Raw genomic sequence first — 14,247 nt, 5'->3', positions numbered from 1 at the left:
GAGCCAAGCTTTGTTCCGTGTCACGGAACATCGCGAGCGGCAGCATGCTGGAGAAGGCCGCAGCCATCTTGGAATGCTTCAGCCCGAGCGGCGGACCGTTCCGTCTGTCGGAACTTTCGGAGTGCACCGGCCTCCCCAAGCCGACCGTCCACCGACTGGCGGCGGACCTCGTCCGACTGGGCTGGCTCGAGCGCTCGGGCACCCAGTACCGGCTCGGAGCCAAGCTGTTCGAGCTCGGCTCCCTGGTCCCGCACCGGCTCGACCTGCGCGAGACAGCCCTGCCGTTCCTCCAGGACCTGTTCGAGGCCACCCGCGAGACCGTGCACCTCGGTATCCGCGAGGGCATGGAGGTCGTCTACCTGGAGCGCATCCACGGCCACGAGGCCCTGCGACTGCCCTCCCGTATCGGCGGCAGCCTGCCCCTGACTTGCACGGCCGTCGGAAAGGCGCTCCTGGCCTTCTCCGGCAAGGAGTTGACCGAGCAGGTGCTGGCCGAGCCGTTGCCGAGTCTCACGCCGCACTCGATCACCGACCCGGTGCGGCTGCGCCTCGCCCTGGAGCAGATCCAGGTGTCGGGCCTGGCCTACGAGGAGCAGGAGGCCGCGGTCGGCGTGAACTGCATCGCGGCCCCCGTGTTCTCGGGGGGTACCGCGGTCGCCGCCCTTTCGGTTGCCGTACCGCGCTCCCGCTTCAGCCCGGCGCAGTTGGCTCCTGCGGTGCGCACGGCTGCCCTGGGGTTGTCTCGGGCGTTGCGTGGGGGCGGCTGAGCCGTCAGTCCGTGGTGGGTGGGGTTTTGGGGCCCGGAGCAGGGCACCGATCGCGGCTGCGAGGACCACGCAGCAGACGGCGACGAGCGAGGCGGACAGGCCGTCCATGAAGGCGGACTTGACGCTGTCGGCGAGGGCCTTGCCCTGGGTGCCGAGCTGTTTGGCGACATGGAGGCCGCCGGCCGCCGAGTCCCTGACGTTCTCGGCGGCGTCGTGGGGGAGTCGGTCCACCGAGTCGGGCAGGCTGGAGCGGTAGTGGCTGCCGTAGATCGAGCCCATGAGGGCGATGCCGACGGCCGAGCCGACCTCGCGGGTGGTGTCGTTCATCGCGGAGGCCACCCCCTGCTGACCCCGCGCGAGCGATCCGGTGATGGCGGAGGTGCCGACGGCGCCGCTCAGACCGATGCCGACGCCGGACACGATCAGGCCGCCGAGGAAGGGGCCGTAGCCGGAGTCGACGTCGAGCCGGGAGATGACGAACAGGCCGACGGCGAGCAGGAGCAGTCCGGTCGACATGGTGACTTTCATGCCGGCCTTGCGCACCAGGTGCGGAGTGGCTTGGGAAGTGGGCAGAACGACCACGGCGACCGGCACCAGGGCGAGGGCGGCCTTCAAGGGGCTGTAGCCGAGGACGAGTTGGAGATATTGCAGACCCACGAAGAAGAACCCGAACACCGCCATGAACTGCACGAGGACCGTGACGGCGCCGGCCCGGAAGCCGGGGATGCCGAACAGCGCCGGGTCCAGCAGCGGGTGTTCGGTACGCAGGCCGAAGAAGGCGTATGCGCCGAAGCACACCACCGTGACGACGAGGGCGCCGATCACCACGGGCTCACCCCAGCCCTGTTCGTTACCCTCGATGATCGCGTACACGAGGGTGCCGATGGCCAGCGCGGTGGTCACGGCGCCGGGCACGTCGGGGGGGCCGGGGTGCTCGTCCCTGGTGTTGGGTGCCAGGAGGCCCGCGGCGATCGCGGCCGCGAGGGCCACGGCGGCGCTGGTCACGAAGATCGACCGCCAGGAGAACTGCTCCAGCAGGGCGCCCGCGGCGAGCATGCCGATGATGGCGCCCGCCGCGGCGAAGCCGGACCAGACGGCGACTCCCCGGGTGCGCTGCTGAGGAGGAAAGGCCGCGGTGATGGTGGACAGCGTGCCCGGCATGATCATCGCGGCGCCGACGCCCATGACGACCCGCCAGGCGATGAGCATGCCGGTGGAGTCGGCGAAGGACGCCGCCAACGACGCCGCACCGAAGACGAACGTGCCGACGATGAGGACGTTGCGGCGGCCGACCCGGTCGCCGATCGCGCCGAGCGGGAGTACGAGGGCGGCCAGGGCGACGGTGTAGGCGTCGGCGATCCAGGTCAGGGAGGAGTTGGAGGCCGACAGGTCGAGAGCGAGGTCGGGCAGGGCGAGGTTGAGTGCGGAGACGGACGCGACGACCAGGACGAGCGCCAGGCACATCGCGAACAGGACGCCACGGTGTCCGGCCCGTCCGGTGGCGATGGACGCTTCGGGTGTGTGTGCCTCTGGTTCGGGGGTGATGGACGCGTCGGGTGCGCGCGTCTCGGGTTCGGGCGCGGTGGACATGGGGCGTGCCTCGATCGGAGTCGTGGGAAGCGAGCTTGAGGTGTGTCAGCCGGTACGCGGCTGCACGAGCTTGAAGACGAGGCGCGCGGCGGCTCGCTGCGCGGACTGTCGTAGGCGTGCCCGGGGCCGGGAGGGCGCGGCGGCCCCGCCGAAGCGGGGGAAGAGTGCCTCGGCGTTGGCGCGGTTCATGGCCTTGAGCGCGTCCGGCGTGAGCGGGTGGTTGTCGAGGCCGTTCGCGAAGTACTGCCCGGCGGGCGTGGGGGCGAAGGGCCAGTCGCTGCCGAACAGGACGTGTCCGGGCTGGGCGAAGGCCAGCAGCGTCGGCAGCGCGGCGGGGCTGGAGGAGAGCGCGGTGTCGAAGTAGAAGGCGCGGAAGTCGTCCAGGACGTCCAGCGGGCTGCGCCCGGTGTCGCCCGCGATGGCGACGGCCATGCGGTGTGAGGAGTAGGGGACGAAGCCGCCGGCGTGGCTCAGGATGAACCGGATACGGGGGTAGCGGCGCGGGATTCCGTTGCGTACGAGGAGGTAGGCGGCCCGCGTCGTGTCGAGCAGGAAGTCGGCGGCGAACGGCGGGATGCCCTCGACCGGCGGCGCGGGAAGGTCGGCCGGGTGTACGAACACGATGGCCGCGTGCTCGTCGAGGACCTGCCACAGCGAGTCCTGCCCCTCCGCTCCCAGGTAGGTGCCCCGGTTGTTGGCCAGCAGCGTGACCCCGTCGGCGCCCAGTTCGGTGAGCACCCGCCGGGCCTCGGTCGCGGAGGCTTCGGCCTCCGGCATGGGCAGGGTGGCGAACCAGCCGAACCGGCCCGCGTGCCCGGCTGCGAGATCGGCGGAGAAGTCGTTGAGCCGGCGGGCGAGGGCGGTGGCCTCGGCCCGATCGTCGAGGAACCCGGCGCCTGGCGTGGACACCGACACGATCGCCGTCGCCGTACCCAGGAGATCCATAAGTGCCAGTGCCGCCTCGGGACTCCACTCCGGCAGCGCCCGGCCACCGGCCTCGGCGATGCCCCGCTTGGCGAGGAGGTCCCGGTAGAAGGCGGGGACGATGTGCTGGTGGACGTCGATGCGGTGCGGGGTGGAGGGCATGAGGCGGCTTCCTTGGTGAGGGGCGAAGCAAGGTGACGTGGATGCCGTGCGCCTTCCACGTGGCCCCGGCTGTCCGCCGGTCTCGGTGAGAAGGCAACGGCGGTGTCGGCCGTAGGGCGTGGAGGCGGGCGCGGTGCGACAAAGGGTCCGGGAACTACCCCTCCGGTGGCTCAGACGAAGGTCACCGACACCGGCCCGAGGACACCGAAGCGGGCCTCGACTCGCTGACCGGCGCTGACGAACGGTGCGGTGGTCATGGCGCCGGGCAGCACCACCTGGCCCTGCTCCAGCCCGGTGCCGAAGGTGGCGAGGATGTTGGCGAGCCAGGCGACCGCTGCTGCGGGGTGCCCCAGCACCTCGCTGCCGCGACCGCGGGCGACGCGCTCGCCGTCGACGAGGAGATCGACGCCGACGTCGGCGAGATCGGGAACGTCCGCGAGCGGCGTCCAAGGGCCGCGGACCAGTCCGGCGGAGCTGGCATTGTCGGCGACGGTGTCGGCGAGCGTGATGCGCCAGTCCCGGATCCTGCTGTCGACGATCTCCAGGGCCGGGGCGACCGCCTCGGTGGCGGCGAGGACGTCCTCGACGGTGACGTCGGGGCCGCTGAGAGGTCGGCCGAGCCGGAAGCAGATCTCCGGTTCGACGCGCGGGGCGCAGTAGCGGGTCGCGAGGACCGGCGCGCCGTCGCGGTGGAGCATGTCGTCCAACAGGTGGCCGAAGTCGGGCTCGTCCACGCCGAGCAGCTCCCGCATCGCCGCCGAAGTGAGCCCGACCTTGTGACCGACGACGCTCGCCCCGTCCTTGAGGCGCAGTGCGATGTTGTCCCGCTGGATCGCGTAGGCGTCGGCCAGGTCCAGGCCCGGCAGCAGCTCCGACGGCGGCTCGACGGGTGTCACGTGATGCTCGGCCCGGCGCAGCATGGCTGCCGCGGTGGCTCGCTCCTCGGCGGTCAGCGTCACTGTCCGCCCACCTCCGTCAGGCGGCTCGCCGCATCGAAGACGAACCGTGCGTGCAGCTCGAACAGGGCCACCAGGTCGATGGCGTCGCCGTGGATCTCCCGGTGCACGAACAGGCCGTCGGCGCCCGCCACGGCGTAGGTGGTGAGGGTGCGCACGGCCTCCTCGTCCAGGGCCGGGAACAGGGTCTGGACCATCTCGCGGACCTTCTGGCCGGCGATGTCGCGGACCTGGAGGAAGACGGTACGGCCGCGCGGCTCGGTGGGCCGCCGCTCCAGGGCGAGCATCAGACCCAGGCGCAGGAAGTCCGGCGCGTCGACCAGGGACTTGGCGACATGGGCGGCCATGGCGGTGACCCGCTCCACCGGCGTGCCGGTCTCCTCCCCGGGCAGTTCGACGGCCGTGAGCCAGGTCTCGAAGCTGCGCTCGATGACCGCGGCGATCAGATCGTCCTTGTCCTTGAAGTGCCAGTAGATCGAGCTGGCGGGCAGTCCGCACTTGGCGCTGACCGCCGCGATCGACGTGCCGTCATATCCGCGCTCGCCCGCGATCTCGACGGCGGCGTCGAGGATGCGCTGCCGCGACTCCACCCCGTTGGCGCGCTTCTGCCGCGTCGTCCGTGGCCTGGTCATGCGCTCCGCCTTCCCGTCGCACCGGCACTTGACCGCTTCCCGAGCCGAGCTTACCGTATCGGTCATTCCAATTGGAGTGAACGCTACACCAAGAGTCGACAGGGACACAGTGAGGTGGCCTGATGAGTGAAATCAGCGCCGAAGACGGAGCCGCGGAAGGCTCCTACGACGTGGCTGTGATCGGGTACGGCCCCACCGGCGTCACGGCGGCGAATCTGCTGGGGGCGATGGGCCTGAGGGTCGTCGTCCTGGAGCGCGATGCGGAGGTCTTCTCCCGGGCCCGGGCGATCTCCACGGACGAGGAGGTCGTCCGGATCTGGCAGCGGATAGGCCTGGCCGACCGGCTGAAGCAGGACATGCTGGCCGACCGGCCGCTCGACTTCGTCGACGCCAAGGGCCGTACCTTCGTCAGCGCGTGCCCGACCCCGCGCGGCCATGGCCATCCGCCGCAGATGTTCATCTACCAGCCGGCCCTGGAGCAGGTCCTGCGCGACGGCGTCGACCGCTACCCGAACGTGGAGATCCTGCTCCGGCACGAGTGCCTGCGGCTGCGCCAGGACGCTGAGGGTGCCGAACTGACCGTGGTGGGTGCCGACGATGCGGTACGACGGCTGCGGGCGAAGTACGTCATCGCGGCCGACGGCGGCTCCAGCCTCACCCGGGCACAGCTGAACGTGGGCTACGAGGGGCGGACGTACGAGGACCGGTGGGTCGTCATCGACACCGAGATGCTGAAACCGTGGCCGGACCACGACCGGCTGCGCTTCCGCTGCGACCCGGCCCGACCCGCGGTCGACTGTCCGACGCCGCTCGGGCACCACCGCTGGGAGTTCCCGATCCTCCCTGGGGATGACGAGGAGTACCTGGTCACCCATGACGCCATCTATTCGATGGTGGCCAAGTACGGCATCGGCCGGGACCAGATCAAGATCCTGCGCGCCACGGTCTACAGCCACCATGTCCGCTTCGCCGCCCGTTTCCGGGTCGGCCGGGTCTTCCTCGCCGGTGACGCCGCGCACGCCATGCCACCGTGGATCGGGCAGGGCATGGCCGCCGGGGTGCGGGACGCGGCGAACCTGTGCTGGAAACTGGACGCGGTGCTGCGCGGCCGACTGCCCGAGTCGGTGCTCGACTCCTACGAGGTCGAGCGCAAGCCGCACGTCAAGGAGGTCACCAAGCGGGCCGTCTTCGTCGGGCGGGTCATCACCGAGCGGCGGCGGGCCGTCACACGGGTCCGTGATGCCGTGATGCCGGTGCTGAACCGGGTGGGTGGGTTCAGCGCCTGGCTCCAGGACTCCAACTGGATTCCCGTCGCCCATTACGCCGAGGGGCTGCAGGCCCGCCCCCGCACCAAGGCCTCCGGACGCCAGATACCCCAGCCGTGGGTGACCGCCGCCGACGGTGAACGGGTACGCCTGGACGACGTGCTGGGGAGTCGCTGGCTGCTGCTGCACCTCGGACTCCCCATCGCGCAACCGGCGTGGGAGCACCTGGGCGTCGAGTCGCTCGCCGTCCTCCCGGTGGGCTCGAAGCCCGCCGAGGGCGCGGTCGTCGACAGCGACGGCGTGTTGCTGCCCTGGCTGACCGAGCACCGCGCGACCACGCTCGCCCTGCGCCCCGACGCCTACGTGTACGCCGCCGCCCCCGCCGGAGGCCAACTCCCGCCCCCGCCCGCCGGGTTCGCTCCGGCATCCCGACTGATTGCGAAGTGAGGACCATCCCCATGACCGCACACACCGAGCTTCCCGAGATGCGGGAGCGCCTGCTCGACGTCGACGGTAAGAAGATCTTCGTGGCGGAGACGGGGGAGGGGGCGCCCGTACTTCTGCTGCACGGCGGCGGTCCCGGTGCCTCCGGCGTCTCCAACTATTCCCGGAACATCGCGGAGTTGGCGAAGGAGTACCGGGTCATCGTGCCCGACCTGCCCGGCTACGGCCGCAGCAGCAAGGGAGTCGACGGAGCCGACCCGTTCGGCCACCTCGCGGACTCCATCCGCGGAGTGCTCGACCAACTCGGCCTGGAAAAGGCCCACTTCGTCGGCAATTCCTACGGCGGTGCCTGCGCTCTGCGCCTCGCCCTGGACACGCCGGAGCGGGTCGACCGCATGGTGCTCATGGGCCCCGGCGGCATCGGCACCACCCGAGCGCTGCCCACGCCGGGTCTGAACAGCCTGCTCAACTACTACGGCGGGGACGGCCCTTCGCGGCTGAAGCTGGAGAAGTTCATCCGCAACTACCTCGTCTTCAACGCCGCCCAGGTACCTGACTCGGTCATCGATGCCCGCTACGAGGCGAGCATCGACCCCGAGGTGGTCGCCGCACCACCGCTCCGGCGCCCCAAAGACCTGCGCACCGTCTGGAAGATGGACTTCACGCGCGACAAGCGACTGTCCCGGCTGCCCGTGCCGACCCTCGTCCTCTGGGGCGCGGCCGACCAGGTCAACCGGCCCTCCGGCGGCCGCATGCTGGCCGACCGCATGCCCAACTGCGATCTGTACGAGGTCGCCAACACCGGACACTGGGTGCAGTGGGAGCGAGCCGAGCTGTTCAACCAGCTGTGTGCCGACTTCCTGGCAGGCCGCCGATGAACACCGCGTCCGTGTTCGGAGCCGTCCACCTCGGTTACCTCGTCATCGAGACCAACCGCTTCACCGACTGGCGCCGCTTCGGCACCGACGCCATCGGCATGCACCACGACGACATCTCACGTGACGTCATGCGCTTCCGCCTTGACGACCAGGAGTGCCGCTTCCTGCTCCGGCGCGGCCCCGCCGAGGACGTCGTCGCCACCGGCTGGCACATCGACGACCACGCCGCCTTCGAACAGATCGAGGCCCGGGTACGCGCCCACGGCGCCCCCTGTACCGAGGGCTCCGCCGAGGAGGCCGCCCTGCGCGGCGTCGAACGCCTTCTGCGCTTCCCCGGCCCCAAGGGCATCACCCAGGAGATCTACACCACCCCGGTCGTCTCCTCCGAGCCGCTGCACATGCTGGCCTCCGGCTGGGTCACCGGCGACGCCGGCATGGGCCACGTCGCGATCACCTCCGCCAAACCGGCGCAACTGCGCGGGTACTTCGACACCGTCTTCGACGCCCGCCTCACGGACTACATCGACGAGACCATCAGCGGCGTCAAGCTCAAGATCCGCTTCCTGCGCGTCAACGAACGCCACCACTCCATAGCGATCGCCGCCGTCCGAGGCCTGCCGATCGACCCGATCCGCACCCGCGTCCAGCACCTCAACATCCAGGCCACGTCGCTCGACGACCTCGCGCAGAGCTACGACCGCGTACACGAACTCGGCTTCGACATGGCCCTGTCGGTCGGCCAGCACACCAACGACAAGGAACTCTCCTACTACGCCCGCACCCCCTCGGGCTTCGAGTGGGAGGTCGGCTGGAACCCCCTCGTCATCGACGAGTCGACCTGGGAGCCCACCACCCACCAGGGCATCAGCATCTGGGGTCACAAGCCCGTCGGCCAGACCATCGTCGACCTGCTCGACCAGTTCCGCTTCGGCGCCCGCTCCCTGGCTCGCCCGGAGACGACCGTGCCGGCGCTGAGCGGCAGGGGCATCCCCGACGACTGAGCAGCGATGACGCCACGATGGCCCGACCGCACCGAAATGTCGTGCGCTGAGCGCACGGGACATCCCGCCCGAGGGCCGAGTGCGATGTCCCGTGCGACGCGGTTCAGCGCTTCAATCGGGCGGCCACACGCGGCAGTTGGACGAGCGCGTTGCCCCGCTCCACCCGTAGCCGCTCGGCGGTGCTGAAGGTCTCGTCCAGCTGGGGGGCCGGATCGCCTGCGGCGGGGAACAGCTCGGCGGTGAACGGCCAGTCGGAGGCGAACATGATGTGGCCGACACCGGCCAGTTCCCTGGTCGACTTCATCGACTGCGGCGCGGGGGAGAGGGCGGTGTCGAAGAACAGCTTCCTGTACAGGACGTTGGCGTCGTCGAGTCGGTCCAGGCCCAGGGTCTGCGCGAGCCCCACGGTCTTGGAGTAGAGCAGACTGGTCCGATACGACAGGAACGGCAGGGTGCCGCCGGCGTGGGCGCCGATCCAGCGGATGCGCGGGTAGTGCACGTATGTGTTCTTGTAGAGCATGTTGACCAGCGCGCGGGTGGTGTCGAAGGTGAACTCGTAGAGGAAGGTAGGCAGTCCCAGGTCCGGGGCGTGTTGCGGGGTGACCGGGTGGATGAAAACCATCGCGCCCAGGTCGTCGAGTGCCTTCATGAGCGGGTCGAGGAGCGGGTCGCCCAGGTAGACGCCGTGGTAGCTGCTGAAGATGCCGATGCCGTCCAACTTCAGCTCGCCCAACGCCCGCTTGACCTCGGTGACGGCGTTCTGTACGTCGTCGGAGTCCTCGATGTCGGACAGCGGCAGCACCGCGAAACCGCCGAAGCGCTTGGCGAGTTCGGCGCTGTTGGTGTGCACGAGGTCTTCGCTCATGAAGTCGTTGAGCCGCCGCGCCATTTCCAGACGCGCGTCGGAGGTGGTCAGGTGCTCGACGCCCGGTTCGGAGACGGAGACCACCTGGGTCTGGATGCCGTAGCGGTTCATGAAGTTCACCGCGAGCTCCGGGCTCCAGTCCGGGATCGGGCGGCCTCCGATGTCGGTGATGCCGGCGGAGTCCAGGGACTCGCGGTAGAAGTCGGGGAGGAGGTGGCAGTGCACGTCGATGCGGTAGCTGCCGGTCGGCAGTGAGGCGATGGCAGCGCTCGCCGTGTCGCGTGACGTCAGCACCGTCGCACTGCCGACAGCGGCGGCACCGACCGCACCGGCAGCCTTCAGCACGCCCCGTCGGCCCGGGCGGTGCGCGGGGGCGCGACGGATCTGGGTCTTTTCGGGCTTCATGGGCTCTTGGGCCACGTCAACTCCTCGGAGGAGGGGGATGTGGGGAGGGAGGCGGCCACCCGGGTGTGATCCTCGATCTTGGCGATCGTCCGCGTCAATCGACATCGGTATTGACGAATTCATCATTATTGACGGATGGCGTGATTCTTATGGCTGAACCAGAGGACTCGTCCCGCAGGCCCGGGCGCATGCTCCGCCGTAAGGCACACACCCGGACAGCGTTGGTCGAGGCGACGCAGCGCCTGCTGGTCGAGCGGCACCGGGAGGGCATGACCATCAAGGAAATCACCGAGGCCGCGGACGTGGGATTCGGTACCTTCTACGGCCACTTCGCGGGCAAGGAGGAAGTGCTGGAAGCGGCGTTGTCCCTCACGCTCGAACAGCACAGCGCCTGGCTGGAGTCGGTGGTCGAGAAGCTGGACGACCCCGCCGAGATGCTGGCCGTCGGTGTGCGCCTGACTGGCCGTCTCCAGCGCAACCGACCCCAGGTGGTCCGCATCCTGCTGCGCCTGGGACTGTCCCGGTTGCTTTCCTCCGAGGGTCTGGCCCCGCGGGCCCGGCACGTCCTGAACGCCGGCAGGGTCACCGGCCGGCTGCGCGTCGGTGACGTGGACGTGGCACTGGTTGGGGCCGGGGGAGCCCTGCTGGGGCTCATGCAACTCCTGGAGGCCGAGCCGCGCGTGGACGCCGACGCTGCCGCGGACCAACTTGCGGCGAACCTCCTTTGCATGTTCGGCCTGCCGCACGACGAAGCCAGGGCCCTGGCCACGGGCCCGCTGCCGACGGCGTACGGCGCAGTCCCGGCCCCGCGACCGTGAGACTGCACCACCGCACTCCACGGCCACCCACTTATCGGCCGTGTGACCAATGCTCCGGGCCGTGATGCTTGCATTGACCACAAACAGTGGCATTGATGAAACGGACTCTCTGTCGATGCTGATTCCTCGCAGCTGCTCTTAGGCCACATCGTGGCTTCTGACCCAGGAGTCGTGACCTGTCTCGTGCTCACGGCCTTGAGGAGGCGATCGAGGCTCAGCGGCAGAGCCACGCTGAAGCCGAGGCACGCGACGGCGAGGCTCTTCGCCGCGGGCGGCGAAGGCAGGCAGGGTTGCCACATGCCCGCAAGCGCTATGTGTCGGCGGACGTCTTCAGGCCCCGCAAGAGTATGTCGAGGCCGGTGATGAACTGGTCGCGGTCTGCGTGGTGGCGCAGGTCCTTGGTGATGAGGGTCAGGAAGGGGTAGTCGGCAGGGTCGAGGTTTTGCCAGTGCTCGGCGGTCTGGGCGAGGTAGGCGTCACGCTCGGTGGTCGCGTTGAGGGGAGCGCGGGGGGCGATTATCTGGGCACTGACGCCGGTGATGTAGTAGAAGATCGCCGTGGAGACCGCGAAACGCTGTTCGGCGGGCAGTCCGGTCCGCGCGACGAGGGTGCCGATGCGGTCGAGCAGACGCAGGGCGTTCGGCAGCGTGGGCGGCGCGGACACGTGGGGTGCTGCCCACGGGTGCTGGTCAAACGCATCGAAGACGGCGATGGCGAGCGCGTGCAACGCGGTGCCGGCGCTTGGTGCGGGGTCCAGGTCTGCTGCGACGGCGTGGCCGAGCACCTGATCGGCCGCCAGGGCCACGAGCTCGTCCTTGCTCGACACATGCCAGTACAGGGCGCCGGTTCCGGTCTGTAGTTGTTCGGCCAGCAGTCGGAAGGTGAGCCCTCGCTCACCGAGCTCATCCAGCAGGGCAATGGCCGCGCCGACGACGACCTCCTGTGAGAGGGCGTCGGCGCGCCCTCCAGCGGGTGCTCTTCCTCGCGTCCGTGGCATGGCCTCATTTTGACACGTCTGGAACCACGTTCCATACTCATTATGGAACGACGGTCCATAAGGGGCCGGAGTCGGGCCCGGTGCTGCGCCGTACGGGAATGAGGAAGCCCATGAACACCGTCCACCACCCGATTGCCATCGTCGGCGCCGGCCTCGGCGGCCTGACCCTCGCCCGGGTGCTGCACGTTCACGGCATCGCTGCGACGGTCTACGAGGCCGATCCCTCTGCCGCGTCCCGCACGCAGGGCGGCCAGCTCGACATTCACGAGGAGGACGGGCAGCGCGCGCTGGCCGCCGCGCGCCTCACCGAGGAGTTCCACTCGATCGTCCACGAGGGCGCCGAGGCGATGCGCATCCTCGACCAGTACGGCAAGGTGCTGTTCGACCAGCCCGATGACGGCGCGGGGCGGCGCCCCGAAGTGCTCCGCGGAGACCTGCGCCGCATCTTGCTCGACTCCCTCCCCGACCAGACGGTCCAGTGGGAGCGCAAGGTCACCGGTCTCCGGCCGCTGGGTGAGGGTCGACACGAGCTGACATTCGCCGACGGCGCGACCGCGACCAGCGCGCTCCTGGTCGGTGCGGACGGCGCCTGGTCGAAGATCCGGCCGCTGCTGTCCGACGCCATACCCCGGTACACCGGCACCACCTTCATCGAGACCTGTCTCTACGACGCTGACGAGCGGCACTCCGCGACGGCCGAGGCGGTCGGAGCCGGCGCGATGTTCGCGCTGACACCGGGCGCGGGAATCGCCGCGCACCGCGAGGCAGGGAACATCCTGCACACCTATGTCGAGCTGAACCGCTCCGCCGAGTGGATCGCCGGTATCGACTTCACCGACGCCGCCTCCGCGACCTCCCGCGTCGCGGCAGAGTTCGACGGGTGGGCGCCGGAGCTGACCGCGCTGATCACCGACGGCGAGACCGCGCCGGCCGCGCGCATGATTCACACACTCCCCGACGGGCACCGGTGGGAGCGCGTCCCCGGGGTCACACTCCTGGGCGACGCCGCTCACCTCATGCCGCCGTCCGGTGACGGCGCGAACCTGGCGATGCTCGACGGCGCGGAACTGGGCACGGCCATCGCCGCCTGTCCAGGCGACTTCGAGGCGGCTCTGACCGCCTACGAGCAGGCCCTGTTCGCGCGCACCGAGCCGTTCTACGCCCAGGCGCACGGGATGCTGGAGCTCTTGCTTGGCCCGAGCACGCCGTTTGGATTCATCGACCTGTTCACTTCTGCCGACCAGGCCGAGTGACAGCAACGCCCGAGATCCTCAGCAGAGAAGGTGAGATCAGCGTGAGTGCGCACGAGACCGAGGACGCCATGGGCTGGGCGCCGACCTGGACCCAGGCCGTGACGGACTGTCGCGGTGAGGACGACGAGCCGCCGTTCGACGATGTCACTGTCCGTATGACGGTGCCGGCGAGCATCGGCGGCAGTCAGGTACGAGTGGAACTGAGCAACCGCTTCGCAGACGAGTCCGTGCGGATCGGACGGTGCGCGATCGGCATCGGCGGCCAGTTCGCCGAGGTCTCCTTCGATGGGCAGCCCTCAACCGAGATCGCGGTCGGCGAGTCGCGCTGGAGCGACCCCGCGCACCTGGCTGTCAGCCACGGTGACCAGGTCGTCGTAGATGTGTATCTGCCCGACCCCACCCCCTATGCGACAGCGAACGGATTCACCTTCGACCGGTCACTTCCCGGAGACTTCGCGGGGTCACCCGAGTTCCCGCTTGACGGGTCGGCGTCGGCGTTGGTCGACGCATCGCGTGAGTTCCCCGCCACCGATACCGGCACCACCCCCGAGCCTGACGGGACCGGCTGGTCGCTGCCGGCGGGAGGCCCGTTCCTGCGCACCGTCGAGGTCGCCGGAGCCGACGCGAAGGCGGTGGTCGTCTGCCTTGGGAGCTCCAGCACCGCGATGGGATGGCCGCAGTACACCGCCGCCCTGCTGCCAGCCGACGCCAAGATCGCCATCGTCAACCGTGGCATCGCCGGAAACCGGATCCGCTTGGACGCGCCGCGACAGACTCCGTCGTGGGGCCGGGCCGGGTTGTCCCGGTTCGACGAGGACGTACTGGCGACCCACGGCGTTACGCACCTGGTGATTGCTTACAACAGCAACGACTGGGGTCTTCCCGGCGGGATCACGTCGCTGGACGAGATGCCGACGGTCGCTCAGCTGATCGACGGCTACCGAGAGCTCGTGGAACGGGCCCGGAAGGAAGGGCTCACCGTGGTTCTCGCCACCGTCACCCCGCTCGACCCGCAGGTCGCAGGCGAGCCCGGCCGCGAGGACTTCCGCCTCGCCGTCAACGATTGGATCCGCACCTCTGGGCATGAGTTCGTCGACTTCGACACAGCGCTCCGCTCCCAAGCCGACCCTTCCCGCCTCCAAGACGGATATGCAGCCCCCGACCACACCCACCCCAACGTCAACGGGTCCAAGCGACTCGCCCAGGTGATGGCAGAAGCCCTGGCCCGGTTGCCGCTCCAACCGGCGAACCCCTGAAGGCCAGGCCGTCAGGGGCACCGGCCCCATGGTC

12 protein-coding genes and 1 pseudogene are annotated in these 14,247 nt (G+C 69.7%); 7 read left to right on the top strand and 6 right to left on the bottom strand.

Annotated elements, in window-relative coordinates; translation table 11 throughout:
* The first annotated feature begins 44 nt into the window (after nucleotides 1-44).
* Complete coding sequence (locus tag MQP27_RS06585; RefSeq protein WP_242763581.1) at nucleotides 45-767, top strand: IclR family transcriptional regulator; 723 nt, start codon at nucleotides 45-47, stop codon at nucleotides 765-767.
* Nucleotides 768-1,067: 300 nt separating this feature from the next.
* On the opposite strand, the pseudogene MQP27_RS06580 reads toward MQP27_RS06585, so the two are convergent.
* The 4 genes and pseudogenes from MQP27_RS06580 to MQP27_RS06565 all read right to left on the bottom strand — a co-directional run.
* A pseudogene (locus MQP27_RS06580) lies at nucleotides 1,068-2,231 on the bottom strand (MFS transporter); the annotation flags it as partial.
* A 171-nt stretch (nucleotides 2,232-2,402) separates the two neighbouring features.
* Nucleotides 2,403-3,443, bottom strand: a complete 1,041-nt coding sequence (locus MQP27_RS06575) for an amidohydrolase family protein (protein ID WP_242762173.1) — start codon at nucleotides 3,441-3,443, stop codon at nucleotides 2,403-2,405.
* A gap of 170 nt (nucleotides 3,444-3,613) precedes the next feature.
* Nucleotides 3,614-4,396 (bottom strand): 2-keto-4-pentenoate hydratase, encoded by a 783-nt coding sequence (locus MQP27_RS06570; RefSeq protein WP_278195818.1) that lies wholly within the window; start codon nucleotides 4,394-4,396, stop codon nucleotides 3,614-3,616.
* A 2-nt stretch (nucleotides 4,397-4,398) separates the two neighbouring features.
* Nucleotides 4,399-5,031: a TetR/AcrR family transcriptional regulator gene (locus MQP27_RS06565; RefSeq protein ID WP_242762169.1), complete on the bottom strand. Its 633-nt coding sequence runs from the start codon at nucleotides 5,029-5,031 to the stop codon at nucleotides 4,399-4,401.
* A gap of 122 nt (nucleotides 5,032-5,153) precedes the next feature.
* Here MQP27_RS06565 and mhpA point away from each other — a divergent pair, with 122 nt between their 5' ends.
* Genes mhpA through MQP27_RS06550 form a run of 3 tightly spaced genes read left to right on the top strand, consistent with a single transcriptional unit; the run spans nucleotide 5,154 to nucleotide 8,619 of the window.
* Nucleotides 5,154-6,743, top strand: a complete 1,590-nt coding sequence (mhpA, locus tag MQP27_RS06560; RefSeq protein WP_242762167.1) for a bifunctional 3-(3-hydroxy-phenyl)propionate/3-hydroxycinnamic acid hydroxylase MhpA — start codon at nucleotides 5,154-5,156, stop codon at nucleotides 6,741-6,743.
* An 11-nt stretch (nucleotides 6,744-6,754) separates the two neighbouring features.
* The gene (locus MQP27_RS06555; protein WP_242762166.1) at nucleotides 6,755-7,618 is read left to right on the top strand and encodes an alpha/beta fold hydrolase; all 864 of its coding nucleotides are present in this window, start codon (nucleotides 6,755-6,757) and stop codon (nucleotides 7,616-7,618) included.
* Nucleotides 7,615-8,619 carry a VOC family protein gene (locus tag MQP27_RS06550; protein WP_242762165.1) on the top strand — a complete coding sequence of 335 codons (1,005 nt, stop codon included), beginning with the start codon at nucleotides 7,615-7,617 and terminating at the stop codon, nucleotides 8,617-8,619. The genes MQP27_RS06555 and MQP27_RS06550 overlap by 4 nt, the downstream gene beginning before the upstream one ends.
* A 103-nt stretch (nucleotides 8,620-8,722) precedes the next feature.
* On the opposite strand, the gene MQP27_RS06545 is transcribed toward MQP27_RS06550, so the two are convergent.
* Nucleotides 8,723-9,904: an amidohydrolase family protein gene (locus MQP27_RS06545; RefSeq protein WP_242762164.1), complete on the bottom strand. Its 1,182-nt coding sequence runs from the start codon at nucleotides 9,902-9,904 to the stop codon at nucleotides 8,723-8,725.
* A gap of 134 nt (nucleotides 9,905-10,038) precedes the next feature.
* On the opposite strand from MQP27_RS06545, the gene MQP27_RS06540 reads away from it, so the two are divergent.
* On the top strand, nucleotides 10,039-10,707 hold the full coding sequence (locus MQP27_RS06540) for a TetR/AcrR family transcriptional regulator (protein ID WP_242762163.1): 669 nt from the start codon (nucleotides 10,039-10,041) through the stop codon (nucleotides 10,705-10,707).
* Nucleotides 10,708-11,017: 310 nt separating this feature from the next.
* On the opposite strand, the gene MQP27_RS06535 is transcribed toward MQP27_RS06540, so the two are convergent.
* Complete coding sequence (locus MQP27_RS06535; RefSeq protein WP_242762162.1) at nucleotides 11,018-11,704, bottom strand: TetR/AcrR family transcriptional regulator; 687 nt, start codon at nucleotides 11,702-11,704, stop codon at nucleotides 11,018-11,020.
* Between the two features lie 110 nt (nucleotides 11,705-11,814).
* Between MQP27_RS06535 and MQP27_RS06530 the strand changes: the two genes are divergently transcribed.
* Together MQP27_RS06530 and MQP27_RS06525 are read left to right on the top strand one after the other, a co-directional pair.
* Nucleotides 11,815-12,957 (top strand): FAD-dependent oxidoreductase, encoded by a 1,143-nt coding sequence (locus MQP27_RS06530; RefSeq protein ID WP_242762161.1) that lies wholly within the window; start codon nucleotides 11,815-11,817, stop codon nucleotides 12,955-12,957.
* 41 nt (nucleotides 12,958-12,998) lie between these two features.
* Nucleotides 12,999-14,213, top strand: coding sequence for a GDSL-type esterase/lipase family protein (locus MQP27_RS06525; protein ID WP_242762160.1), 1,215 nt, complete (start codon nucleotides 12,999-13,001; stop codon nucleotides 14,211-14,213).
* Nucleotides 14,214-14,247 lie beyond the last annotated feature (34 nt).

Origin of the sequence: Streptomyces cylindrosporus, from assembly GCF_022698165.1 — a bacterium.
GTDB classification, from domain to species: domain Bacteria; phylum Actinomycetota; class Actinomycetes; order Streptomycetales; family Streptomycetaceae; genus Streptomyces; species Streptomyces cylindrosporus.
The sequence above is the reverse complement of the archived record's forward strand: the minus strand, read 5'-3'. Positions and strand labels throughout refer to the sequence as shown.

Excerpts from the sequence above, each read along its gene's own strand:
- MQP27_RS06565 (WP_242762169.1), bottom strand. The coding sequence starts at position 5,031 with ATGACCAGGCCACGGACGACGCGGCAGAAGCGCGCCAACGGGGTGGAG.
- MQP27_RS06555 (WP_242762166.1), top strand. The coding sequence starts at position 6,755 with ATGACCGCACACACCGAGCTTCCCGAGATGCGGGAGCGCCTGCTCGAC.
- MQP27_RS06540 (WP_242762163.1), top strand. The coding sequence starts at position 10,039 with ATGGCTGAACCAGAGGACTCGTCCCGCAGGCCCGGGCGCATGCTCCGC.
- MQP27_RS06585 (WP_242763581.1), top strand. The coding sequence starts at position 45 with ATGCTGGAGAAGGCCGCAGCCATCTTGGAATGCTTCAGCCCGAGCGGC.
- MQP27_RS06530 (WP_242762161.1), top strand. The coding sequence starts at position 11,815 with ATGAACACCGTCCACCACCCGATTGCCATCGTCGGCGCCGGCCTCGGC.
- mhpA (WP_242762167.1), top strand. The coding sequence starts at position 5,154 with ATGAGTGAAATCAGCGCCGAAGACGGAGCCGCGGAAGGCTCCTACGAC.
- MQP27_RS06535 (WP_242762162.1), bottom strand. The coding sequence starts at position 11,704 with ATGCCACGGACGCGAGGAAGAGCACCCGCTGGAGGGCGCGCCGACGCC.
- MQP27_RS06575 (WP_242762173.1), bottom strand. The coding sequence starts at position 3,443 with ATGCCCTCCACCCCGCACCGCATCGACGTCCACCAGCACATCGTCCCC.
- MQP27_RS06550 (WP_242762165.1), top strand. The coding sequence starts at position 7,615 with ATGAACACCGCGTCCGTGTTCGGAGCCGTCCACCTCGGTTACCTCGTC.